Consider the following 23,234-nt stretch of genomic DNA (forward strand, 5'->3'; position numbering starts at 1 on the left):
TTTTATAAAAACCTTTCCGTAGCCGTTTGATTCGCTTTGAGGCTTTGCGCTGGCACCTCTTGCCGGATCTTTCGGCGCACCCCGTTTGCCTTGTGGATTGCTGTTGAGAACCGATCTTACCGTGCGGTGAGCGTTTCTTTGCGTTATGCTTTCCACGACAAGTTTTCCACGAAGCCGAACCGGACACGCTATGAACGATCTTGCGCCGCCATCCTCATTCAATCAGGCCGGAGCACCACAGCAGCGGGAAGCACCAAACAACCTGGAAGCAGAGCAGGCTCTTCTGGGCGCGATTCTGGTTAATAACAGTGCGTTTTTCCGTGTTTCGGACTTTTTGAAGTCCGAGCATTTCTATGAGCCGCTTCATCGCAAGATTTATGAGCTTGCCGGCGATACGATCCGAATGGACAAAATCGCCAATACGATCACGCTCAAAACCCACCTGCCCGCCGACATCAAGGTTGGCGATCTCACGGTAGCGCAGTATCTGGCACGGCTGGCAGCCGAAGCGGTTACGATCATTAACGCTGAAGACTACGGTCGCACGATCTATGATCTGGCATTGCGTCGTTCGCTGATCGATATCGGTTCGGACATCGTCAATACAGCTTACGATGCACCGATTGACCTGCCGCCGATGGAGCAGATCGAAAACACCGAGCGGCAGCTTTTTGCTCTGGCCGAGACCGGGCGTTACGAAGGCGGCTTCACAAGCTTTGAGAACGCCGTCACGATCGCCATTGATATGGCCGGTAAGGCTTTTGAAAATGACGGACATCTTTCCGGCATTTCCACCGGGCTGAACACGCTCGACGAAAAAATGGGCGGCTTGCAGCGCTCCGACCTGATTATTCTCGCTGGACGTCCGGGTATGGGTAAAACCTCTCTGGCAACAAACATAGCCTGGAATGTCGCCTCGGCTTATGAGCCGGAGGTGAAACCGGATGGCACCATTGAGGCCAAACAAGGCGGCGTTGTCGGCTTTTATTCGCTCGAAATGTCGGCCGAACAGCTCGCAACCCGTATCATTTCAGAACAAACCGAGGTTTCCTCTTCCAAAATCCGTCGCGGTGATATTACCGAAGCCGATTTTGACAAACTGGTTGCCTGTTCGCAGGCCATGCAGAAAGTGCCGCTGTACATCGACCAGACAGGTGGCATTTCCATTGCCCAGCTGTCTGCGCGTGCCCGCCGCCTGAAGCGGCAGCGCGGCCTCGATTTGCTTGTTGTCGACTATGTTCAGTTGATGACGGGTTCGAAAAAGTCCGGCGAAAACCGTGTTCAGGAAGTCACCGAGATTACGACTGGCCTCAAGGCGCTTGGCAAGGAACTTAATGTCCCGATTATCGCCCTGTCTCAGCTTTCACGTCAGGTCGAAAATCGCGAGGACAAGCGTCCGCAACTTTCCGACCTTCGTGAATCCGGCTCAATCGAGCAGGACGCTGACGTCGTGTTGTTCGTATATCGAGAAGAATACTACGTTCAGAACCTTGAGCCGCGCGACCCGGACGATCCCGCTTACGATGAGTGGAAGATGAAGTACGAAAAGGTCAGAGGGACTGCGGACGTGATCATTGCCAAGCAGCGTCACGGACCGACAGGTACCGCAAACCTCGCCTTCCAGGCAGCGTATACGCGCTTTGCCGATCTGGCCGATCCGTCATATTCAAGTTTTGACGAATAATCGCGTGCGATTTGTGCGGATAACGCTATGATCGTGCCGGGAACGCAACGAACGGCGATTTTATGACGGATTATTCGAACGAACTTATTGATGAAGAGGCTGAGGCTGAAGCATTTGAGAGCGCGGCTTCGCGATTGACGGTAGATCTTGGCGCAATTGTCGAGAACTGGAAGACAATGCAGCGTCTTTCAGGCTCGGCAAGAGCAGCTGCTGTGCTGAAGGCCGATGCCTATGGTCTTGGTGTTGAGGATGTTGGAGAGGCCCTTTATGAAGCAGGTGCGCGCGATTTTTTTGTCGCGCTGCCGGAGGAAGGGGCGAACCTCAGGACGTTTGCCCCGGAAGCCCGTATCTTCGTGCTTTCCGGTATGTGGCCGGGCTCTGAGCAATTTTTCTTCGACTACGATCTCGTTCCTGTGCTGATCAGCCGCGAGCAGATTGCCCTTTTCTCTGCGGTCACCAGCGAGCACGGTGAACACCCCTGTGCCCTGCAGGTTGATACCGGATTTAACCGGCTGGGCCTGAGCGTTGAAGAGGCGCTGGAGCTTGCCGAAGATACGGCGCGTCCGGCAACCTTTTCACCGGTTCTGATCCTGTCTCATCTGGCGTGTGGCGACGATGCAAACGCGGAAATGAACCGCGAGCAGCTGGAGCGTTTCAGGCTGATTGCGGACGCCTTCGAGGGGATTGAAACAAGCCTTTCTGCCTCCGCCGGAATTTTTCTGGGGTCTGATTATCATTTCGACCTGACCCGGCCCGGAATTGCACTTTATGGTGGCGATTCGCAGCCTGGAACCGCGAAACAGCTGAAGACCGTTGCAACGGCCGAAGCCCGTATTCTTCAGATCCGCAATGCGAAAGCCGGTGAGACGGTAAGCTATGGGGCGACATGGAAGCTTGAACGGGACAGCCGGCTGGCCATCGTCGCCACCGGCTATGCTGACGGCTATATGCGCGCTCAATCCGGGTCCGGAACGCCAGTGCGCGACGCCGTAAAAATCGAAGGTCATGGCTATATCGCTGGCCACCGGGTTCCGATTGCAGGCCGCATCACCATGGATCTGACGATCTTCGATGTGACCGACGTTCCGGAAAGCAAAATCCGACCGGGTGATTTTATTGAACTGATCGGCCCTCATATTCCGGTGGATGAGGCGGCAGAGGCCGCCGGTACAATCGGGTACGAAATTCTGACATCTCTTGGTTTGCGGTATCAGCGTCGCTATATCCAGCCTTCCTGATCAGCGAGACAAAGCGAAGCCTTGGCCAAAACGAAAATACAGTTCATCTGCCAGAATTGCGGAACGGTACATCCGCGCTGGGCTGGAAAATGCGATTCCTGCGGCGCATGGAACACGATTGTCGAGGAGAACCCGACGGCGGGTATTGGCGGCGGCCCTGCCCGCGCGCCAAAGAAAGGCCGTCCGGTCGCCCTCGTTGCCCTTGATGGCGAAAGTGAGGAAGCGCCGCGTATCGGGAGCCATATCGCGGAGCTGGACCGTGTTACCGGTGGTGGTTTTGTGCGCGGTTCGGCTGTTTTGGTCGGTGGCGATCCGGGTATCGGAAAATCGACTTTGCTGATGCAGGCCGCTGCCGCCCTGTCACGCCAGAATCAACGTGTCATCTATGTATCTGGTGAAGAGGCCATCGCGCAGGTTCGTCTGAGAGCCAAGAGGCTGGGCGCCTCCGATACACAGGTTCTGCTTGCCGCTGAAACCAATGTCGAAGATATTCTGGCCACGCTTGCCAGTGGCCCCCGCCCCGATCTGGTTATTATTGATTCCATCCAAACCCTGTGGAGTGATCAGGCGGAGGCAGCACCTGGCACGGTGACGCAGGTGCGCACCGGCGTTCAGGCCATGATCCGCTTTGCCAAGCAAACCGGTGCTGCGATGGTTCTCGTGGGACATGTCACGAAGGAAGGCCAGATTGCCGGTCCGCGTGTTGTCGAGCATATGGTTGATGCCGTTCTCTATTTTGAAGGTGAACGCGGACACCACTATCGGATCCTCAGAACTGTCAAAAATCGCTTTGGCGCGACCGATGAAATTGGTGTCTTCGAGATGGGAGACAAGGGACTTCGGGAAGTCGCAAACCCCTCCGAGCTTTTTCTCGGTGAGCGCAATGACAAAGCACCCGGCGCTGCAGTCTTTGCAGGAATGGAAGGCACAAGGCCTGTGCTGGTGGAAGTGCAGGCCCTCGTCGCGCCAACGTCTCTCGGAACCCCGCGGCGCGCGGTTGTGGGCTGGGATTCGGCGCGGCTATCAATGATCCTGGCGGTTCTTGAGGCGCATTGCGGAGTCCGCCTTGGAAACCACGATGTCTATCTGAATATAGCCGGTGGCTATCGGGTTACTGAACCTGCTGCCGATATGGCGGTTGCCGCAGCTCTGATTTCATCTCTGGCCGGACTTGCTCTTCCGCCTGATAGCGTTTATTTCGGCGAAGTAAGCCTGTCGGGTGCAATTCGCCCCGTGGCCCAGGCTGCCCAGAGGTTGAAAGAAGCGCAGAAACTAGGGTTTTCAAGCGCGCTTTTGCCGTTGGGAACGGCGGAAATTGCAAACGGTCACAAGAACGGTTTAAAAGAGCTCAGTGCTTTGCCCGAACTGGTTGCGATGATAGCCGGTTCGAAATCGAAAAGTGGCGATGCGTCTGAAGACTGAACTGAACCATAGAATTCGGCCCCAGGGCCACATACAAGAAAAATGAGGCCGGGACATTACGGCCATTGGACGAGCGGAGCCCTGAATGCCAGTCACGTTGTTCGATCTGATTGTTGTTGGCGTGATATTGTTTTCCGCTGTTCTTGCGATGATCCGCGGTTTCTCACGCGAAGTGCTTGCGATTCTGGCATGGGGGCTGTCGGCGGTTATCGCTTATTTCGGCTACCCGTTTCTGCAGTCCGCCTTTGAAGGTTTTCTGGGGGACGCGCGATTGGCAATCGGTGGCGCTTTTGCGGTGATCTTTCTGGTCGCTCTGGTGATTTTCTCCTTCCTTACGACCCGACTGGCCGATTTTGTAATCGATAGCCGGGCCGGTGTACTGGACCGTTCACTGGGATTTGTTTTCGGTCTTTTCCGTGGATTGCTTATCCTTGTCGTCGCTGTTGCATTCTGGAACTGGCTTGTTGGCGACGCACAAAGCCCCGATTGGATAACGAACGCCAAATCGAAGCCGGTGCTCGACTCACTGGCGGCAAAACTGGAAACGTTGCGTCCGGGGGGAAATCTCGAGGCCTCGTCCCTTTATACGGAGCAGGAGCGCATTCTGGCGATGGCTGATAAAAAAGTTGTCGCAATCGTACCGGACACCGATCGGGCGTCGTGATATGACGCCCGGTACACTCCAACTCTTCGCGCTGCCTTCCGGGGTATGCGAATGCCGGATCGGAAAATGACAGACAGTTTTGACCTTGATGAGAATTTCAGCCTGGATGATGACACGTTGCATGAAGAATGCGGCGTTTTTGGCATTTTGGGCCATCCGGATGCGGCAGCGTTGACCGCATTGGGTCTCCATGCTCTGCAGCATCGCGGCCAGGAAGCAGCTGGTATCGTGTCATATGATGGGCAGCAGTTCCGGTCCGAGCGCCATCTCGGTCTTGTTGGCGATCACTACACAGATCCGGCCATGCTTGAAAGCCTGAAGGGCGCGCTGGCCATGGGCCATGTGCGCTATTCGACAACCGGTGGAACCGTTCTTCGCAACGTGCAGCCTCTGTTTGCCGAGCTGGAAGTGGGCGGTATCGCGATTGCGCACAATGGCAATTTCACCAATGGTTTGTCGATGCGCCGCAAGCTGATTTCAGATGGTGCCATTTGCCAGTCAACTTCAGATACAGAAGTTGTTTTGCACCTGATTGCCCGCTCGCGCGCCAAAACCTCATCGGACCGCTTCATTGATGCCATCAATCAGATGGAAGGTGGATATTCAATGATCGCGATGACGCGCACCAAGCTGATTGCCGCACGCGATCCGAACGGCATTCGCCCGCTCGTCATGGGCGAAATCAACGGCAAACCCATTTTCTGCTCGGAAACCTGTGCGCTGGACATCATTGGCGCGAAATTCGTACGCGATGTCGAGAACGGCGAAGTTATTATTTGCGAGCTTCAGCCCGACGGTTCGGTGTCCATTGACTCGCGAAAGCCGGCCCTGAAGAAGCCGGAACGCCTCTGTCTTTTCGAATATGTCTATTTCGCCCGGCCTGATTCCGTTGTCGGTGGCAGAAATGTCTATCAGACGCGCAAGAACATGGGTTTCAATCTGGCCAAGGAAGCGCCGGTCGACGCCGATGTTGTGGTGCCGGTACCCGATGGCGGCACACCGGCAGCAATTGGTTATGCGCAGGAAAGCGGAATACCCTTCGAACTTGGTATCATCCGTAACCACTATGTCGGGCGCACTTTTATCGAGCCGACACAGCAGATCCGTGCCTTTGGCGTCAAGCTGAAGCACTCGGCCAACCGCGCTGTTATCTCTGGCAGCCGCGTTGTGCTGATCGATGACTCGATCGTGCGTGGTACAACTTCGGTGAAGATTGTTCAGATGCTGCGTGAAGCCGGGGCGAAAGAAGTCCATATCCGCGTTGCAAGCCCGATGATCTTCTATCCGGACTATTATGGTATCGATACACCCGATCGCGACAAGTTGCTCGCCAACAATCACGAAACACTGAAAGATATGTGCGAGTTTATCGGAGCCGACTCCCTCCAGTTTCTTTCAATTGACGGTCTTTATGATGCAGTTGGCGGGGAGAAGCGAAACAACGCGCTGCCTCAGTTTACAGACCACCAGTTTACCGGCGACTATCCGACCAGGCTTCTGGATAAGGAACACGAAACAGAGTTCAGTAAGGTTGAGTTGCTGGCCGGAAACGGCTGATTAGTCGCTGCAAAATATTCAACGCGCAGCGCCCGGCTCATGCAGGGTGGTTTTTGAATGTAAGACATGGTGAAACAGGGAAAGAGCAATTCACGCTTTTCCCTGTTTATTTGTCTTTGTAACCCTTGAGAAAATGCCTGTTCGCGAACCAGCGGACGTAACGATTGCTTTAAAGACTCGAGTAAGAGTTTTAAAATGTCAGCGGGATTTTATGATGACGTTTGATCTGAAAGGACGGCTTGCCGTCGTCACCGGCGCTTCGCGTGGGATCGGATACTTTACGGCACTGGAACTGGCAAAAGCCGGTGCGCATGTTGTTGCCTGTGCACGCACTGTTGGTGGTCTGGAAGAACTGGATGATGCCATTAAGGAAGACGGCAATGGCTCGGCAACGCTGGTGCCGATGGACCTTGCCGATATGGCAGCCATCGACCGCCTTGGTGGCTCGATCTTCAAGCGCTGGGGCAAACTGGACATTCTTGTTGCCAATGCGGGCGTTCTGGGTGTGGTTTCTCCGCTTTCGCACATCGAGTCCAAGGTCTTCGAGCAGGTCATGACAATCAACGTGACGGCAAGCTGGCGTTTGATCCGCTCATTGGAACCACTATTGCTGAAATCGGATGCCGGCCGCGCCGTCTTTCTTTCGTCGGGCGCTGCGCACAGCTGCAAACCATTCTGGGGCCCCTATTCAGCGTCCAAGGCGGCCGTTGAAGCGCTGGCACGCACATGGGCGGGAGAAACGGCGCATACGCCAATCAAAGTCACAAGTTTCGATCCAGGACGCACCCGCACGGCAATGCGCGCGCAGGCTGCCCCCGGAGAAGATCCGATGACATTGCCACATCCCTCCGAAGTTGCGGCAAAGATACTGCCCTTGACGACGCCTGAGTATCAGGAAAGCGGAAAGCTTTACGTTTTTCGCGATGAACGTTTGAAGGATTACCGTTTGCCTTCATGATCAGGCCGTGACCGCGCGCTTTGCGCGGCAAGTGTCCGATGTCTTTTCTCTTCATTTGTGGTGCCGCTATAATTTGCGGATGCGCCACATCAGAAGCGCACAGGTGCCGAGCAAGGCACCTGCAAGCACGCAGACAGCGTAAAAGTTTACCCCTTGATAAAGACTGCTCATGATCAGAGGACCGAAGAAAACGGCCACATATGTTGCCGTTGTATTGAGCCCGATGAGTGTGCCTCTTGCATGCGGGTTACGCTGAGCAAGACGCAAAACCACAAGACTGATGCCGAAGTGGTTTGAGATCCCAAGCAGGAACGCGACACCAAGCGAAGCCAGCAATGTGTGCGTTGCGGCGATGAGAGCGAGGTAGAGCACCATCGAGGCGAGCAGGAAAAACGGAAACGCCCGTCCGGGACCAAGCCTGTCAACCTGACGGGCGGATGCTCCGCCAAGACCGAAGCCAATGCCATATGCGATCACGACAGTACTGGCGAGCGTCGCGTTAAGGTTCTGTACCTCCCGGATATGGTGACCGAGCAAGGCATATGTGCCGTAAAAGGCAATCATGAACAAAAGACCGGTGAGTAGCAGGCTTTTCGCACCTGCGATCCGTAGTGCCTGCACTCTGGAAAGTGCCGGGGCCTTTTCCGCAGGCCGGTTTGTTTTCAGACCAAGAACGGCGATCGCCAGCGCGGCAGCCAGGCTTCCCAGAACCGTATAGGCGATCCGCCAGTTCAGGACGTCGCTTAAAAGCGCTGATACCGGAACACCGGCAACAAGAGCGATAGACCACCCCGAAAGCACGATACCCAGCACGCGCGCGCCCTGCCCCTCAGGCGCGCTCATAACGGCTTCTGCATAAATGGCCGGCAGCAATATGCCTGTCGAAAAACCCGCCAGAGCCTGAAACAGTGCGAGCATTTGCCAGTTTATGCTGATTGCGGACCCGGCAAAGGCGATCATGATCAAAGTCACTGAACCCGTCAGTATGATTCGGGTATCGATCCGATCAATCAATCCGGACAGAAAAAAAGCCGAAAAAGCTGCGGCGGCTCCGAACGCCGAGATCGCGCGCGTAATCGCAACCGGTCTGGTATTCAGAGATTGAGCGACATCGCCAAGGATCGGGCCGAGGATGAATGAGTTCGCGCCAATGAGAAAAACACCAAGTATCAGCGCTGACAATTTAAGCGGCTTCAGGTTTTTATTTTGCAAGAAATAGCTCGTTGAATTGTGTTCTGGATAGCCGCAGTATGTCCGAACATAATTCACGATCAAGCGAACAGGCAGTCGTGCGGCAAAAAACGAATAGCATTCAGAGATCAGGAAGAGCCGTTCCCATAATGGACCAGAAAGACCGAAAGATATTAGCGCTTCTGGCGGACAATGCAGACAGGTCCTTCGTTGAACTCGGTGAAAAGGTCGCGCTTTCACCACCTGCCGTTCACGAGCGGGTCAAGCGGCTGAAACGTGACGGCGTTATAACAAAAACGGTGGCGTGTCTGGACGGAGCACTGATTGGCTGCCCGCTTCTTGCTTTTATTCATGTTGATACCGATAGCTGGCGGCAGCAATCCATGCTTGAGGCGTTTCAGCAGGTCGCAGATGTGGAGGAGATTCACAGCGTTGCGGGTGAAACCGGATATATCCTCAAAGCCCGCACGCGTGACACCTCAGAGCTTGAGGCATTGCTCAAACGACTGCAAGCCATTGATGGTGTTTTAAGAACCCGCAGTCATATCGTGCTGAATACAGCGCTTGAACGCGGCCCATCACCCGATCCTGAGCGCGGCTGGAACTGACTGGCGCAAACGCGGTGGAAGTGGCTCAAAACCACCGGCAAAGCCTGCTTGACTCACCGCAGGCCGAAAGGCATAAGACCATCATGAAAACGACCATTTGCATTTGCTGCATTATTATTCACTAGCGTTCTCGCTGGTCGGTCGTTCCTGTCCTGAAATCAACTCATTCGACAGACGTCCCGGCCGGGGCGCTGGTTCTTTTGATGTACTGAGCTGACTGATTTCGGGAGAATAGGATGGGTACACCCCTCAGACTTTATAATACACTGACGCGCGAGAAGCAGGATTTCGAGCCGATCGATCCGAACAATGTGCGCATGTATGTCTGCGGGCCGACGGTTTATGATTTTGCCCATATCGGTAACGCCCGCCCCGTCATCGTTTTTGATGTGCTTTACCGCCTCCTGCGCCACCTCTATGGCGAGCAGCACGTCACCTATGTCCGCAATATCACCGATGTGGACGACAAGATTAATGCCCGCGCGAAACGCGATTATCCGGAGCTGCCGCTGAATGCGGCCATCCGCAAGGTGACGGAGAAAACCGCCGACCAGTTCCACAAGGATGTCGAAGCTCTGGGCGTGATAGAACCGTCTGTCGAGCCACGCGCCACCGAACATATCGACGGCATGGCAGCGATGATCCAGACACTGATCGACAAGGGCAATGCCTATATCGCCAACGGCGCCGAAGGCCGCGAAGTGCTGTTCAGCGTTCCTTCAATGCCCGATTACGGGCAATTGTCGCGTCGCAACCTTGAGGACCAGCAGGCCGGAGCCCGTATCGCTGTTGAAAGCCACAAGAAGAGCCCGGCAGATTTTGTTCTCTGGAAGGAAAGCGCGGCTGATGAACCGGGCTGGGATGCGGTTTTTAACCATGACGGCGAAACCGTCACGATTAATGGCCGTCCCGGCTGGCATATCGAATGCTCGGTGATGTCGGAAAAACATCTCGGCGAGACCTTCGATATTCATGGCGGCGGGCTGGATCTGATTTTCCCGCATCACGAAAACGAAATCGCCCAGTCCTGCTGTGCTCACGGCAACCATACGATGGCGAATGTCTGGATGCATAACGGTTTTGTGCAGGTCGAAGGCCGGAAGATGTCGAAGTCGGAGGACAATTTCTTCACCATCCACGAGCTTCTGGAGACGACAAATTTCGGCGGTCGCAAATGGCCCGGTGAAGTTCTCCGGCTGGCCATGCTGATGACGCATTATCGCGAGCCGATCGATTTTTCGGTGAAGCGGTTGGAAGAGGCTGAGCGTCTGATCTCAAAGTGGCCGGTAGCAGGCGACGAAAAAGCAGAGCCGGACACAAAAATGCTAGAGGCTCTGTCGGATGACCTCAACACGGTATCGGCTATTCAAAGACTTCATGCGCTGGCACAAAAAGCCAATTCCGATGCTGCGTTGTTGCCGGTTTTTGCAGCAAGCGCTCAACTGCTTGGGCTGCAACGTCATGAGGCGCGCATAGATGAAAGCACCAGCGCAGCAATCCAGCACAGAGTCGATGAAAGACTCGCCTTCATCCGCGACAAGAACTGGGCGGAGGCAGACCGGATCCGCGATGAGCTTGCATCTCAGGGCATTCAGCTAAAAGACTCAAAAAACAAGGAAACCGGCGAACGCGAGACAACATGGGAGGTCAAGCGATGACGACATCGGTCCTCTCCGGCGGGTGCCAGTGCGGCGCGGTGCGCTACCATGTGAAAGGTGCACTCTCCTACCCTCACATCTGTCACTGCCGCATGTGCCAGAAGGCCTCAGGCAACTACTTCATGCCGCTTGCCGGTGCACATCGTGATGATTTCAGCCTGACGCGGGGTGCGCCCGGTTGGTTTCATTCCTCTGATCAGGTTCGGCGTGGCTTTTGTGCGGACTGCGGCACGCCGTTGTTTTTCGAAACTATAAGCGCTGACTCGATTGCGGTTACGCTTGGCAGTCTGGATGATCCCAAAGCCTTGTCGCCAGTCTCACAGGACGGCGTCGAGGCTCGGGTTCCCTTCTTTCATGAACTCGCTGGCCTTCGCGCGATACCAACCGACCGCTCAGACCTGCCTGGCGGCACTGCTGCGATTGCCGCCAGCAACCACCAGCACCCCGACCATGATACTGAAAAATGGCCGGAAAACGAAAAAACGACTGCCGGACAATAAGGCCGAAAAGGCCAGTTTTAGGGACGGAGACCCACGACATGGAAAAGCGCGAACGCATCTATCTGTTCGACACCACATTGCGCGACGGCCAGCAGACGCCGGGCATCGACTTTTCGGTGGAGGACAAGATTGCCATTGCCGGCATGCTCGACGCGGTCGGCATCGATTATGTCGAAGGCGGTTATCCCGGCGCAAACCCTACCGACACTGCGTTTTTTGCTGAAAGGCGCACTACGCGGGCAAAGCTGACCGCTTTCGGCATGACCAAACGCGCCGGTGTTTCCGCTTCCAACGATCCGGGCCTTGCCACACTCCTCGACAGCCAGAGCGATGCCGTCTGTCTGGTCGCCAAGAGCTGGGACTACCATGTGGATGTTGCGCTTGGCATTTCGAACGATGAGAACCTCGTCTGCATTTGCGAAAGCGTCAAAGCTGTCGCCGCTGCAGCCAAGGAGGCCATGGTCGATTGCGAACACTTCTTCGACGGCTACAAGGCAAACCGGGACTATGCCCTCGCCTGCGCGAAGACGGCCTATGACGCCGGCGCGCGATGGATCGTTCTTTGCGATACGAATGGCGGTACGCAGCCGGACGAGGTCACCGAGATTGTCGCCGACGTCATTGCCGCCGGCATTCCCGGCACGTTTCTCGGTATCCATGCCCACAATGACACGGGCCAGGCCGTGGCCAATTCGCTTGCCGCCGTTCGTGCCGGGGTGCGGCAGGTTCAGGGCACGCTGAACGGGATCGGCGAACGCTGCGGCAATGCCAACATCATCACGCTTGCTGCAACGTTGGCGCTGAAGCCGCGCTACATGAACCGCTTCGTGCTGGGTATCGACGCGGAAGGGCTGACCGAGCTTACCGGCCTTTCACGCGGCTTCGACGAGCTTTTGAACCGCGCGCCGGATCCGCAGCTACCCTATGTCGGCGCATCTGCCTTTGCCACCAAAGCCGGCATTCACGCCTCTGCACTGCTCAAAGATCCGAAAACATACGAACACGTCGACCCGGAACAGGTTGGCAATATGCGTCGCGTCATGGTTTCCGATCAGGGCGGAAAATCGAATTTTATCAATGAACTGCAGAAAAGAGGTATTGTCGTTTCTAAAGACGACCCGCGCCTCGACCGGCTGATTGCGATGGTCAAGGAACGCGAAGCCGCCGGCTACGCCTATGAAGGCGCCGATGCCAGCTTCGAGCTTCTGGCGCTCAGGGAGCTGGGCTCGGTTCCGCATTTCTTTCACGTCGATAGTTTCCGCGTCATGGTTGAGCGCCGCTATGACAGCCATGGCCGCATCAAGACCGTCTCGGAAGCGGTGGTGAAGCTCGATATTGACGGCAGGCCGGTCATGTCCGTTTCGGAAGGCGACGGCCCGGTGAATGCGCTCGACCGCGCATTTCGCAAAGATCTTGGCAAGTTCCAGAGCGAAATCGCCGACCTCAAACTGGCGGATTACAAGGTGCGTATCCTCAATGGAGGTACGGATGCGATCACCCGCGTTCTCATCGAAAGCATCGACGACGATGGCGTGCGCTGGTGGACCGTCGGTGTCTCGGAAAACATCATCGATGCCTCATTCCAGGCGCTGGTCGACTCGATTGTCTTCAAGCTGATGAAAAACCGGAAGATGGCCGGTCGCGCTGCTGCAGAATAGTGCTGCCATCATTTTCTTTGATTGATACTGCAATGAAGGCGGCTGGCGTTTAATCAAACGAACGTTTATTGAACGCTATTCGCTTTTTTGAAAGATCATGCCATGTCAGCGCATCCACCAGAGCCCGCCGCCACAACAGTTTCAAACGGAAAGCCAGCGGATGGAGATACGCTACCTGGCCTGATACTTGCGCTTTCGGTGTATATGATGTGGGGCCTTCTGCCGCTGTACCTTCAGCTGATCTCCGATCTCCCGCCAATGGAAGTACTGGCGCATCGTATCATCTGGTCGCTTCCTTTTGCCGGTGTCGTCATTTTGGCTGCCGGTCAGACGCGGGATGTCCGTGCGGCGATCAGGCGTCCGCGCATGCTGGCGCTGGCTGCGCTTTGCTGTATCTTCATCAGCATAAACTGGGGCGTATACATCTGGGCCGTCAGCAATGCACACACAGTCGATGCAGCACTCGGCTACTTTATCAATCCTCTTTTTTCGATTGCACTGGCGGCAATCATACTGCACGAAAAGCTCACCAAAGGGCAGATCCTGGCCATCGGCCTGGCATTTTGCGCCGTTATGATTCTGACCATCGAGACGGGCAGTCTTCCGCTTGTCGCCCTGGCCCTTCCTGTGTCGTTCGGGCTTTACGGGCTTTTGAAAAAACTGGTTCCGATTGGCGGAAATGCCGGCTTTACCCTTGAAGCACTTATCATGAGCGGCCCGGCGCTTGCCTATATCATTTATCTTGAGGCAACCGGCTCCGGACACTTTCTGAATTCTCTACGCAATGCCCTTCTTCTCGTGGGCTGTGGTGCGGCGACTGCGATACCGCTGATGATTTACGCGAACGCTGCGAAGCTGCTAAAACTTTCGACGATCGGCATCATGCAGTATATCGCGCCGAGCATGATATTTCTGGTCGCGGTTTTAATTTTTCGCGAGCCTCTGGAACTACCAAAGCTGAGCGCCTTCGCGCTGATCTGGACAGCGCTGGTTATCTATACGCTGTCCATGTTCAGAACGCGGCGAAGCCGCAAACTCAAAGGCGGCTGATGACCTCAGCCTCTCCATCACGGCCGTTCTCAGCGGCCCAGATGGCTTCAATGGCCGGAAGAATATCACCGATTTCATCGATCAATTGTGGGCGAACCTGATGGCTGGTGTGCAGGAAGCCCTGCCCGTGCATGTGATCCATCAGCTGGATCATCGGGTCCCAGAAGCTGTCAACATTACCCAGAATCATCGGCTTTGAGTGACGCCCGAGCTGTGCCCAGGTCATGATTTCCACGATTTCCTCAAGCGTGCCAATGCCACCTGGAAGGGCCACAAAAGCATCGGAGCGCTCAAACATCTTGTGCTTGCGCTGATGCATATCAGGCGTAATGACAAGTTCGTCGAGTTTCTCGAGCTGGTCGCGTGTCGCTTCCATATCCACGAGGAATTCCGGAATAATGCCGAGTACATGCCCGTCATGCTCCAGAACGCCTTCTGCGACAGCGCCCATGATGCCTTTTGTGCCACCGCCATAAACGAGGCCATAACCCGCCCGGGCGATTGCTTCACCCAGTGCTTTTCCCGCAGCCATATAGGCCGGGTGACTGCCCGGTCTGGAGCCGCAATATACGCAAATACGTCGAATCGGATCTTGTTCTGTTTTCATGGTTTCACTCAAGCGTATTTGCGCTGCATCGGTCAAGATCATTGCAAATCGATCACAAATGGGCTTTTCCCGTGTGCAACCGCAGTATGTGCGTTAAAGAAGGCTTGTACTCGTTTCGCTGCATGTCTAGCGTTTTCAGCAGATTAGCTGCGCGCATCCGTTCGGCGTTTTCTGGAGAAAAGAATGGAAAAAAGAAAAACGCTCCCGCTTATTCTCGTGGTTCTGCTCTTATTGATTGCAGCAGGAACCTGGTATTACTGGCAAAAGCAGAACACCTCCTCTGCTCCGCCCCCACCTGATGCCGCAATGACCGGCGACCAGACCGAGGATTCTGGTTCTTCCAGCACGCCGGATCAAAGCACAAAAGCCGAAACGCAGACAACTGAAGCGTTCGATGAGAACACAACAAAAAGCCGGCCAGAACAGCAAGCGGTTTTGCGCGTTCCGACCTTCGATGTTTTACGTGTGGGGCCTGATGGTACAGCTGTTATCGCCGGTGCGGCGGAGCCACTGGGTGAACTCGACGTCAAAGAAAACGACGATACGCTTGTTTCTTCCAAAGTGACCGCAGAGGGAAATTTTGTCGCGATTATCGATACACCGCTGAAACCCGGTGACCATCTGATCTACCTTCAGCTATCTATGCCTGACGGGCGTACAGTGCGTTCTGAACAGACCGCGACAATCTCGATTCCGGAAACCAGCAATGGCGAACTTCTGGCCGTTATTACCGAGCCCGGAAAAGCCTCGGAACTGGTCAACACGCCAAAGCCGAAGCAAACAGCGATGCCTCAAACCAATGGCAATACGATGATTGCTGAAAACCAGAAGGACCAGGAAAGCGCTGACGCTGAGCAGACTATGTCCTCGGATAACGGCGCGCCTGTGCAGAGCCAGAACACTGAGCTGCCGCCGGTTACGGTCAATACGGGCGATGAAACGACCGGCGATGCCGCAACGTCGCAAGCGCGCGAAAAGCCGGTTGCGCCAACGGTTCGGATCAAGGCTGTTGAAATTGAGGGGGATACCCTGTTCATCGCGGGTGAAGGTCTGGCCGGGGCAAGGGTTCGCGGCTATCTCGACGACACTTTTCTGAGCGAAAGCGAAGTGAATGTTGAGAGCAATTTCGTTCTCGAAAAGAAGGTGAGTGTTCCGGTCGGACTGCATACTGTGCGGGCCGATATGCTGGATGACGATAACAATGTCATTGCCCGCGCAGTTGTTCCGTTCGACCGGCCGGAAGGTGATCAGATCGCGGCGGTATCCGCAACAGAGGGCCAGCGGACCGAAACCGGTTCCGATGGCACGCAAACCTTCGTTCAGCCTCAGCTCACAAAAAGCGACAATGCCGTAATCATTCGCCGTGGCGACAATCTCTGGCGCATTTCCCGCAGGTTTTATGGCCGTGGCGTCCGGTATACGACGATCTATCTGGCGAACGAGCCACAGATCGCCAATCCGAATGTCATCCTTCCCGGTCAGGTCTTCTCACTGCCACCTGAGCCGCTGCCCATCGGTGAAGCCGAGTCCATCCATCGGCGGTTACTGAGCGGTGAACATGTCGGGCCTGACGCATTGCCCCCTGCGGACCGATGATCGGATAGCGAAATAGTTAAAGGCGGTGATCAAAGATCACCGCCTTTCATCTGAAAAGAAACGCGATTGCGTTCTCAATTCACCGTACCTGTCAGGGCACCAGAAATTCAAACGGCTCTGCTGCTTCAAGTTGGCCGGCAACATCACCGCCCGGAATTTTAGGGTTGTTGAGGCCGAGCTTTCTGGACGGTTCACCTTCAGCAAGATTGAATTCTTCAAGGTCGACCCAGAACACAGACGGGTTGATCACGGAATCGAAGTAATAGCGTTTATGTTCGTGCTCAGCGACCGTACGCCAAAGCGTAGAGGCAATGTTCGGTTTTTCAGGATCGGACATGCCAAGCGGCGTAGAGATTGCACGAACCTGCGAAAAGACGGAAGCCAGCGCAGCACGCCGGTCTTTCAAAGGTGTGGCCGAGCGAAGATTATAACTTGCCCGGGCAAAGCGATCGGCCGCGTTGACCGTTCCCGGCAGGAAGTTTTTGCCACCCACCAGGTTCCAGTAACCGTTGATGGCCAGTTGCTGGTCATAGACCGGCGAATTGGTCATAACCCGATAATCGCGACTGTGGTGAATATGCAATTTGGCATCGACAAATTCGAAGATTGCGCTGTCGCCTGAGGCATCGGAAAGAGCAAGATGGACGCTGGCTGGCGCGCCATTGGGTGCTTCGCCGGTAATAACTGTCAGAGGGTCGCCCTGCATCGCAGCGACCGCCTCTGACACCGTGGCGAAGTTATCAAGCATGTACTGAAGCCAGGCCCCCACGGAGATCAGTGGTTTTCCACGCTCATCTGAATCGCCATAGGCCGACTCGACGAGATAAAGCATATTGCCTGCCAGACCGGCCTCATTCATGCCATCAGATGTCGCGAGATTATAAATAGCGACGATGACGGAGCCATATCTGGACGTCCATTTCACAGACCCCTCGCCAACGCCGCCATCGCGTTTTAAACCGCGTGGAAAGACCCAGAGATCGGATTCCATTTCCACGTCACGCCAGTCCATAGAACGGCCTGTGATAAACGTCTGGTTACCCGTTTCGTAGAAAATACGCGTGCACATGGTTGTCCTCCTGCGAAATGCAAAACTGTCAGCAGAAGCTAACGTCGATCCCTCGGGATAACAATGTTATTTTTTTGGGATCAGAGATGGCTGCGTATAGCCACAAAGCGGGCAAGCATTGGCCCGAGCGCCATCACGAAGAAGAAGCGGGCAATCTGCATAGACATCACAAAGGCCACATTGACATCCGTTGAAGCCGAGATAATCGCGACGGCATCCGCACCTCCGGGACTGGTGGCAAGATAAGCGGTCAGCGGATCGATACCGACGAAAACAACAAGCAGGGCAGCAAAGAATCCGCAAACGATGATCAGTGCCAGAATGGATGCAAGGACACGCGGCAGCGCCCTGCCCGCATGCCGAATGACTTCACGATCAAAGCGCGATCCGATGCCCCAGCCTACAAATGCATAAGATATTGCAAGCAATATCTGAGGAAGCTCGATTTCAATAACGCCCAGGACATTGAGTAAAGAGCCGAGAAGAACCGGCACAATCATGGCACCAGCAGGCAACCTGGACCACCTGCCCAGAAAAACACCGCCGATAACCATAACCAGCGTCTGAAAAAGCGGTCCCCAGCGCGGTTCGCTCAGCCAGGCGATCATAACCGTTTCGCCACCCGTGGCCCCGGTCCATATTTTAGCGATTGTGGCTGCCACGATCGTTACAATGACGACGCGCGTATATTGCATGAAGGCGACAAGCCGCATATCTGCGCCGAACGATCCTGACATCAGCGTCATGACCGTTGCTGCGCCGGGAAATGAACCCCAGATCGCAGTGGTGCCCGGCAGCACCTTCAGTTTCGCCAGAACCCAGCCGAGACCAACTGCGGCAAAGACCACCGATAGAACACCAGTGACAAAGATCATCCAGTCAGCACTGACTTCCTGCACAATCGGCCAGGTGATCGTGCGTGCTATGAGGCAGCCGATCACGCCCTGAGCCAGATTGAATGGTAGCTTCGGTACTTCTATTTTATGGCCCAGCCCGGAAAACAGGATAGCCGCGAGCATCGGCCCCAGCAGCAAAGCAGCAGGAAGGCCGATAAGTTCGATGAGACAGACAAAGACAGCGGAGACGCACGCAAGCGCAGCCCAGAGATGAAACGATGTCTTGCCACTTTCCGGCAGCGAAGCCGCATGCGCAGGGTCTGTTTGCGGCTCATGTTCGGCAGTCATCGGCTTACTGGCCTGCTTATTGGGTGTCAGTCTCTTCTGGCTAGATCGCCCGGTCGGTTTTCAATGAAAAGCCAGTTCAGCGGATTTGCGGGCAGTCTTTCTGACGCATCGCAACATCCATAGCGTTTACGCGCCCTTTGGTGTAGGCAATTGCCGCTGACTTATCAACCGAACCCGTCTGCGGTACGCTTCCAAGGCTTGCTCCCAGAACGCGCACGTCAGCGACAATCGCATCATCCTGAAGCAGTGAGAGCTGTTTGAGCTTGGCCTTTTCATCAGCATAATCACGATCAAGACTTTCGCAGCTTTGCGCCATGAAAGGCTGCGGAGATACAGCCATCGCGCCGATGGTTTCAGAGCGCTGCGTACAAGCAGTCGCTGCAAGGCCAAGAGACAGAATAATCAGTGAGGCGCGCATGGGGAATCTCCGGTTGGATCAGAAAATGTTATATATCTCTAATATCTTTAAAGCGCAGTTGTTCCCCATGTCGAAGAACTTAACAAGTCTCTTGTTGGCTAAATGATTGCCTGCTCTATCAAGTTTCGGCCAGCACATCCGGCGTTATCACAGCACGGCCATTCGTGAGGTCGCGCAATAAGATGGCAAGCGAAACCAGATGATCATCCGGAATGCTGACCGTAAACACGGCGCCTTTTTCGTCAAAATTTCGGTTTTTCAAACTCAGCCCTTCAACGGACTGAATTCGCGAATCGACCAGTGCCAGGTCGGTAAACAAAACTTCGATCTGCAACTCTGTTGTTGCGATGACCGTTTGCTTCGGTGCTAATCTCAAGCATTCGGCGGCTGAGCCGCCATATGCCCTGATGAGACCACCGGCGCCCAGCTTTATGCCGCCGAACCAACGTGAAACCAGAACGCACACCTGATCGATATCCTGCCCTTCGATTGCCTGAAGAATAGGTTTTCCCGCGGTTCCGCCGGGTTCTCCGTCATCGGAGAAGCGATATTGCTGACCAATCCTCCATGCCCAGCAATTGTGAGATGCATCTGTGAAACTGTTGGCAGATATAAACGCTTTCGCCGCCGCCTCATCGCTGATGAGGGCGGCAATGGTCGCGAAACGGCTCTTTTTGATTTCCCGCTCGCTGGTAAAGGTTTCGGTCAGTACAAACATCGTTGGTTTTCATCCGGCGATCAGATGAAGGCGTTAGACCGCCTTGACCGACGATATGTCAAGTGCTGGCGGTCAAACGCCGGGCTGCCAAGGACGCCAGAAAACCTGTAAGACCGGTTGCAAACGTGCCCCAGATCATGTCGACGATCACGACGTTCCACGACCAACCCGAAAGTGTCGCCATGTTGGTGAGGTCATAGGTCCCATAAGCCATGAAGCCGAATATGGCTCCGTTTAACAGCCCGCGAAGTGCTGAACGATGCTTTACACCGGGAATGACGACAAAATAGTATATGCCGATCATATACATAAAGTAAAAAGTTAATCCGGCGGTCCAATTCGGACTGGAGAGGAGAAGATCGCCGATATGCGACTCATAGAAACTGAAGGCGACTGTTCCAAGCCAGATAAAATCCAGGATGGAAAAAACGACAACGGTCGCGATCAGTCCGATGATGTAAGCCAGCATTGAAAGTTCCTCCTCCACCCTTTTAAAGAATTCATATCCCCAGGAAGGGCTGAACAAGACGTACGACACGGCTCTGAAACTTCAGCGGTGCTTCCGTCACGGCAAGACAGATGCACTCTGCATCCGGTGTCACCATCGGCTGATGAACGGTGTCGTCGTCCTCTTCCTCGAGATCACCGGGCCCGAAGGTAACCCCTTCCGAGACAAAGGCTCCGGTCAGAACGAGCGTCAGTTCGCGGCCGGTATGCGAATGCTCAGGCACAGGCTTTCCGGCAGGAATGCGCAGCAGCCGGGCTGTTATTTTCTCATCACCGGTCGCAATCGGATAATGATATGCGCCGACACCGAGCCGTTTCCATTTGAGGTTTTCAAGCGAGCCGCCAATATAGGTTCGCAACGGTTCAGGTATGGCGAGATCAGCCGCAGATGGCTTTTCAGCGCCTGAAGCCGTGTTCTCCGGGATACGCTTTGCCGAAACAGGATCGGGGCCGTCATCTTTTTCAAGCCGGGATAGCATTGCCGCCCAGGCACTCTCTTCGAAATCGGCATCGGTTTCCGGTTCAATTGCTTCCATCATCGCCCCGCCGGCGACTTCCATCGCAGCAAGCCGTTTTCTGCATTCCGGGCACAGAGCGAGGTGCGTGGCAACCGCGATGCTCCACCCTTCCTCGAGACTACCTGCTGCATATTCAAGAAGCAGTTCGTCGCTGACATGGTGTTTGATTGTTTTTGTTGTCATCGTGTTTCTCCAAGCGCGTGCCTGAGCCTGGAAAAGGCTGCGCGAATGCGAGACTTTACAGTTCCCAGCGGCAGATTGGTTTTCTCCGCAATCTGACTGTGAGGCAGTTCTTCAAAGAACGACATCTTCAGAAGATCGGCCTGTTCTGCCGGTAATTCCGAAAGTGCGCGCCTTATCCTTTCAGCATTCTGGTCCTTTTCAAAATAACTATCTGGAGCCTCTGGCTCATCGGGAACAAAGGCCGGGTCGTTGGGATCGAACTCCGGCCGCTTTGATTTACGCAGATTATCAATCCGAACATTGCGGGCGATCGTGAATATCCATGCTGCAGCATTTCCGCGCTCAGCATCAAACTGATCAGCCTTGCGCCAAACCATCATCATGGTCTCCTGCATAAGCTCTTCGGCCAAAGCGCCATCGCAGGCGCGCTTCAGCATGAATGACCTTATACGGGGGCCAAAATGCCGGAACAGCGCCTCAAAGGCCTGCATGTCTCTGGATCGCCCAACGCTTGCAAGATGAAGCGTCATATCGGCAGTTATCAGATCGTCCAAATCGTTGCCCTTCGCGGTCGGGGTGGCCGTCGTCATCACGCGCCGAACGCCCCTGCGGCGAACCGGCCGGGCGCTGTGATTGGAAGGAGGCAAATGTTGAACAATATCGTGCATGCAATCCTATACGGTGGCGCTCGCCTCCCAGATTGCAGGTTCCAATAATTTTTTCTGTTTTTCAATCCGTTGCTTAAAGGCGAACGTAATTGTGAGAAAGCAATGAGGGACTTTGTCACAATGCATTTGAACGTGAACCAGACCGCCAGACGCCACCGCGCAGCGGGTAATATCGCCGTCATCGGCTCGGGCATCTCCGGCCTTTCAGCCGCATGGCTGTTGAGCAAGTCCGCGAATGTCACGCTTTTTGAGGCCGATCAGCGCGCGGGCGGGCATTCCAATACTGTCGATGTCGACATTGAGGGAAAGCAGGTTTCAGTTGACACCGGTTTCATTGTTTACAACGAGCGGAACTATCCGAATTTGACGGCCTTCTTTAAGCATCTCGGCGTTAAAACCGAGATCTCGGACATGTCTTTCGCAGCATCGCTCGACAATGGCGCATTTGAATATGGCGGCACAAATGTGGCGACGATGCTTGCGCAGAAATCGAACATTCTGCGCTTCAGCTTCTGGCGGATGGTTTACGATATTTTTCGCTTTTACAGAGACGCTCCGATCGTCGCCAGAAGCCGGGACTTTCAGGATCTCACACTTGGTGATTACCTCGACAGTAAGGGCTATTCGCGCCGCTTTGTCGACGATCACATCCTGCCGATGGGAGCGGCCATCTGGTCGACCACCTCTGAGAAAATGCGTGCTTATCCTCTGCTGGCTTTCACGCGTTTTTTTGAAAGCCATGGTCTTCTGAGCCTGACAGACAGGCCCGGATGGAGAACGGTCACCGGTGGCAGCCGGAACTATGTCGAGAAAATCATTTCTGAAATCAGCGGCCCTGTTCGCCTCTCTATACCCGTCCAATCGATCCAGCGTGATGCCAATGGCGTCTGGTTGACACTGGCAGGTGGTGAAAGACAGCACTTTGAGGATGTGGTGATTGCAACCCATGGCGATCAGGCTTTGTCCATGCTTGGCGATGCAGACGCGCAGGAACGGTCTCTGCTTTCTTCATTCCGCTACACGGTGAATGATGCATACCTTCACTCCGATTTTGCCCTGATGCCAAAAAGGCGGGCCGTCTGGTCGAGCTGGAATTATCTTGAGCAGCGCAAAGCCGGACAGAGCAAGCTTTGCGTCACTTACTGGATGAACCGTCTGCAGAATATTGATGAGCGCAATCCGCTATTCGTGACACTGAACCCTGCAAGCGAAATCGATGAAAGCAAGGTTCACGCCCATTTTACATACATGCATCCGTTGTTTGATCGTGAAGCCATCAACGCGCAACAGGATCTCTGGCACATTCAGGGGCGCGGAAATGTCTGGTATTGTGGCGCTCACTTTGGCAGTGGATTTCATGAGGACGGCCTTCAATCCGGCCTTGCCGTGGCAGAGGCAATTAATGGTGTTCGCCGTCCCTGGACCGTCGAAAATGAATCCGGACGGATTTTTGTACCCAAGCAGCAGGTTTCCGCCTTATGCCTGAAGTGGCTCGGTTTGTTTGAACAGGCTGCTGGTCGTTCTTAAGTGGTTTTCGGCCTTGTTTATGCTGCCTCTGATATCGCGGGCAGCGCGTTG

At 54.8% G+C, this 23,234-nt stretch carries 22 protein-coding genes; 13 read left to right on the forward strand and 9 right to left on the reverse strand.

Annotation, left to right across the window (positions count from 1 at the left end):
* Window positions 1-190 precede the first annotated feature (190 nt).
* The 6 genes from EDC90_RS13490 (at window position 191) to EDC90_RS13515 (ending at window position 7,523) form a co-directional block, all read left to right on the forward strand.
* Window positions 191-1,684: a replicative DNA helicase gene (locus EDC90_RS13490; protein WP_132312502.1), complete on the forward strand. Its 1,494-nt coding sequence runs from the start codon at window positions 191-193 to the stop codon at window positions 1,682-1,684.
* Between the two features lie 62 nt (window positions 1,685-1,746).
* On the forward strand, window positions 1,747-2,922 hold the full coding sequence (alr, locus tag EDC90_RS13495; RefSeq protein ID WP_132312505.1) for an alanine racemase: 1,176 nt from the start codon (window positions 1,747-1,749) through the stop codon (window positions 2,920-2,922).
* Window positions 2,923-2,943: 21 nt separating this feature from the next.
* Window positions 2,944-4,344: a DNA repair protein RadA gene (radA, locus tag EDC90_RS13500; protein WP_132312508.1), complete on the forward strand. Its 1,401-nt coding sequence runs from the start codon at window positions 2,944-2,946 to the stop codon at window positions 4,342-4,344.
* Window positions 4,345-4,429: 85 nt separating this feature from the next.
* A complete protein-coding gene (locus tag EDC90_RS13505) occupies window positions 4,430-5,008 on the forward strand; it encodes a CvpA family protein (RefSeq protein ID WP_132312510.1) in 579 nt (192 codons plus the stop codon).
* Between the two features lie 66 nt (window positions 5,009-5,074).
* Window positions 5,075-6,565, forward strand: a complete 1,491-nt coding sequence (gene purF / locus EDC90_RS13510) for an amidophosphoribosyltransferase (protein WP_132312512.1) — start codon at window positions 5,075-5,077, stop codon at window positions 6,563-6,565.
* A gap of 214 nt (window positions 6,566-6,779) precedes the next feature.
* Window positions 6,780-7,523, forward strand: coding sequence for an SDR family NAD(P)-dependent oxidoreductase (locus EDC90_RS13515; protein ID WP_132312514.1), 744 nt, complete (start codon window positions 6,780-6,782; stop codon window positions 7,521-7,523).
* Between the two features lie 66 nt (window positions 7,524-7,589).
* Here EDC90_RS13515 and EDC90_RS13520 read toward each other — a convergent pair whose 3' ends face one another.
* Window positions 7,590-8,735, reverse strand: coding sequence for an MFS transporter (locus EDC90_RS13520; RefSeq protein WP_165972840.1), 1,146 nt, complete (start codon window positions 8,733-8,735; stop codon window positions 7,590-7,592).
* A gap of 128 nt (window positions 8,736-8,863) precedes the next feature.
* On the opposite strand from EDC90_RS13520, the gene EDC90_RS13525 reads away from it, so the two are divergent.
* The 5 genes from EDC90_RS13525 (at window position 8,864) to rarD (ending at window position 14,188) form a co-directional block, all read left to right on the forward strand.
* Entirely contained in the window at window positions 8,864-9,322 is a 459-nt protein-coding gene (locus EDC90_RS13525; protein ID WP_207903911.1) for an Lrp/AsnC family transcriptional regulator, read from the forward strand.
* 236 nt (window positions 9,323-9,558) lie between these two features.
* Entirely contained in the window at window positions 9,559-10,980 is a 1,422-nt protein-coding gene (gene cysS, locus EDC90_RS13530; protein ID WP_132312520.1) for a cysteine--tRNA ligase, read from the forward strand.
* Window positions 10,977-11,480, forward strand: a complete 504-nt coding sequence (locus EDC90_RS13535; RefSeq protein ID WP_132312522.1) for a GFA family protein — start codon at window positions 10,977-10,979, stop codon at window positions 11,478-11,480. The genes cysS and EDC90_RS13535 overlap by 4 nt, the downstream gene beginning before the upstream one ends.
* A gap of 38 nt (window positions 11,481-11,518) precedes the next feature.
* Window positions 11,519-13,138 (forward strand): citramalate synthase, encoded by a 1,620-nt coding sequence (cimA, locus tag EDC90_RS13540; RefSeq protein WP_132312524.1) that lies wholly within the window; start codon window positions 11,519-11,521, stop codon window positions 13,136-13,138.
* A gap of 102 nt (window positions 13,139-13,240) precedes the next feature.
* The gene (gene rarD / locus EDC90_RS13545; RefSeq protein WP_132312526.1) at window positions 13,241-14,188 is read left to right on the forward strand and encodes an EamA family transporter RarD; all 948 of its coding nucleotides are present in this window, start codon (window positions 13,241-13,243) and stop codon (window positions 14,186-14,188) included.
* On the opposite strand, the gene EDC90_RS13550 is transcribed toward rarD, so the two are convergent.
* Window positions 14,175-14,795: a TIGR00730 family Rossman fold protein gene (locus EDC90_RS13550; protein ID WP_132312528.1), complete on the reverse strand. Its 621-nt coding sequence runs from the start codon at window positions 14,793-14,795 to the stop codon at window positions 14,175-14,177. The genes rarD and EDC90_RS13550 overlap by 14 nt on opposite strands.
* Window positions 14,796-14,978: 183 nt before the next feature.
* Between EDC90_RS13550 and EDC90_RS13555 the strand changes: the two genes are divergently transcribed.
* On the forward strand, window positions 14,979-16,391 hold the full coding sequence (locus tag EDC90_RS13555) for a LysM peptidoglycan-binding domain-containing protein (protein ID WP_132312530.1): 1,413 nt from the start codon (window positions 14,979-14,981) through the stop codon (window positions 16,389-16,391).
* Window positions 16,392-16,482: 91 nt separating this feature from the next.
* Here the strand turns inward: EDC90_RS13555 and EDC90_RS13560 are convergent, their stop codons facing one another.
* From EDC90_RS13560 to EDC90_RS13590, 7 genes are all read right to left on the reverse strand, one after another.
* Window positions 16,483-17,460: a linear amide C-N hydrolase gene (locus EDC90_RS13560; RefSeq protein ID WP_132312532.1), complete on the reverse strand. Its 978-nt coding sequence runs from the start codon at window positions 17,458-17,460 to the stop codon at window positions 16,483-16,485.
* A gap of 80 nt (window positions 17,461-17,540) precedes the next feature.
* Window positions 17,541-18,644, reverse strand: a complete 1,104-nt coding sequence (locus tag EDC90_RS13565; protein WP_132312534.1) for an AbrB family transcriptional regulator — start codon at window positions 18,642-18,644, stop codon at window positions 17,541-17,543.
* Between the two features lie 76 nt (window positions 18,645-18,720).
* Window positions 18,721-19,062 (reverse strand): hypothetical protein, encoded by a 342-nt coding sequence (locus tag EDC90_RS13570; RefSeq protein WP_132312536.1) that lies wholly within the window; start codon window positions 19,060-19,062, stop codon window positions 18,721-18,723.
* 118 nt (window positions 19,063-19,180) lie between these two features.
* Window positions 19,181-19,780 carry an IMPACT family protein gene (locus EDC90_RS13575; protein WP_132312538.1) on the reverse strand — a complete coding sequence of 200 codons (600 nt, stop codon included), beginning with the start codon at window positions 19,778-19,780 and terminating at the stop codon, window positions 19,181-19,183.
* Between the two features lie 58 nt (window positions 19,781-19,838).
* Window positions 19,839-20,249 carry a DUF2177 family protein gene (locus tag EDC90_RS13580; RefSeq protein ID WP_132312540.1) on the reverse strand — a complete coding sequence of 137 codons (411 nt, stop codon included), beginning with the start codon at window positions 20,247-20,249 and terminating at the stop codon, window positions 19,839-19,841.
* Window positions 20,250-20,280: 31 nt separating this feature from the next.
* Entirely contained in the window at window positions 20,281-20,988 is a 708-nt protein-coding gene (locus EDC90_RS13585; RefSeq protein ID WP_132312543.1) for a ChrR family anti-sigma-E factor, read from the reverse strand.
* Window positions 20,985-21,578, reverse strand: coding sequence for a sigma-70 family RNA polymerase sigma factor (locus EDC90_RS13590; protein WP_348633712.1), 594 nt, complete (start codon window positions 21,576-21,578; stop codon window positions 20,985-20,987). Before EDC90_RS13590 ends, EDC90_RS13585 begins: the two co-directional genes overlap by 4 nt.
* A 198-nt stretch (window positions 21,579-21,776) precedes the next feature.
* Here EDC90_RS13590 and EDC90_RS13595 point away from each other — a divergent pair, with 198 nt between their 5' ends.
* Window positions 21,777-23,183, forward strand: a complete 1,407-nt coding sequence (locus EDC90_RS13595) for an NAD(P)/FAD-dependent oxidoreductase (RefSeq protein ID WP_132312553.1) — start codon at window positions 21,777-21,779, stop codon at window positions 23,181-23,183.
* The last annotated feature ends 51 nt before the right edge of the window (window positions 23,184-23,234 follow it).

Origin of the sequence: Martelella mediterranea, from assembly GCF_004342225.1 — a bacterium.
Classification (GTDB): Bacteria; Pseudomonadota; Alphaproteobacteria; order Rhizobiales; family Rhizobiaceae; genus Martelella; species Martelella mediterranea_B.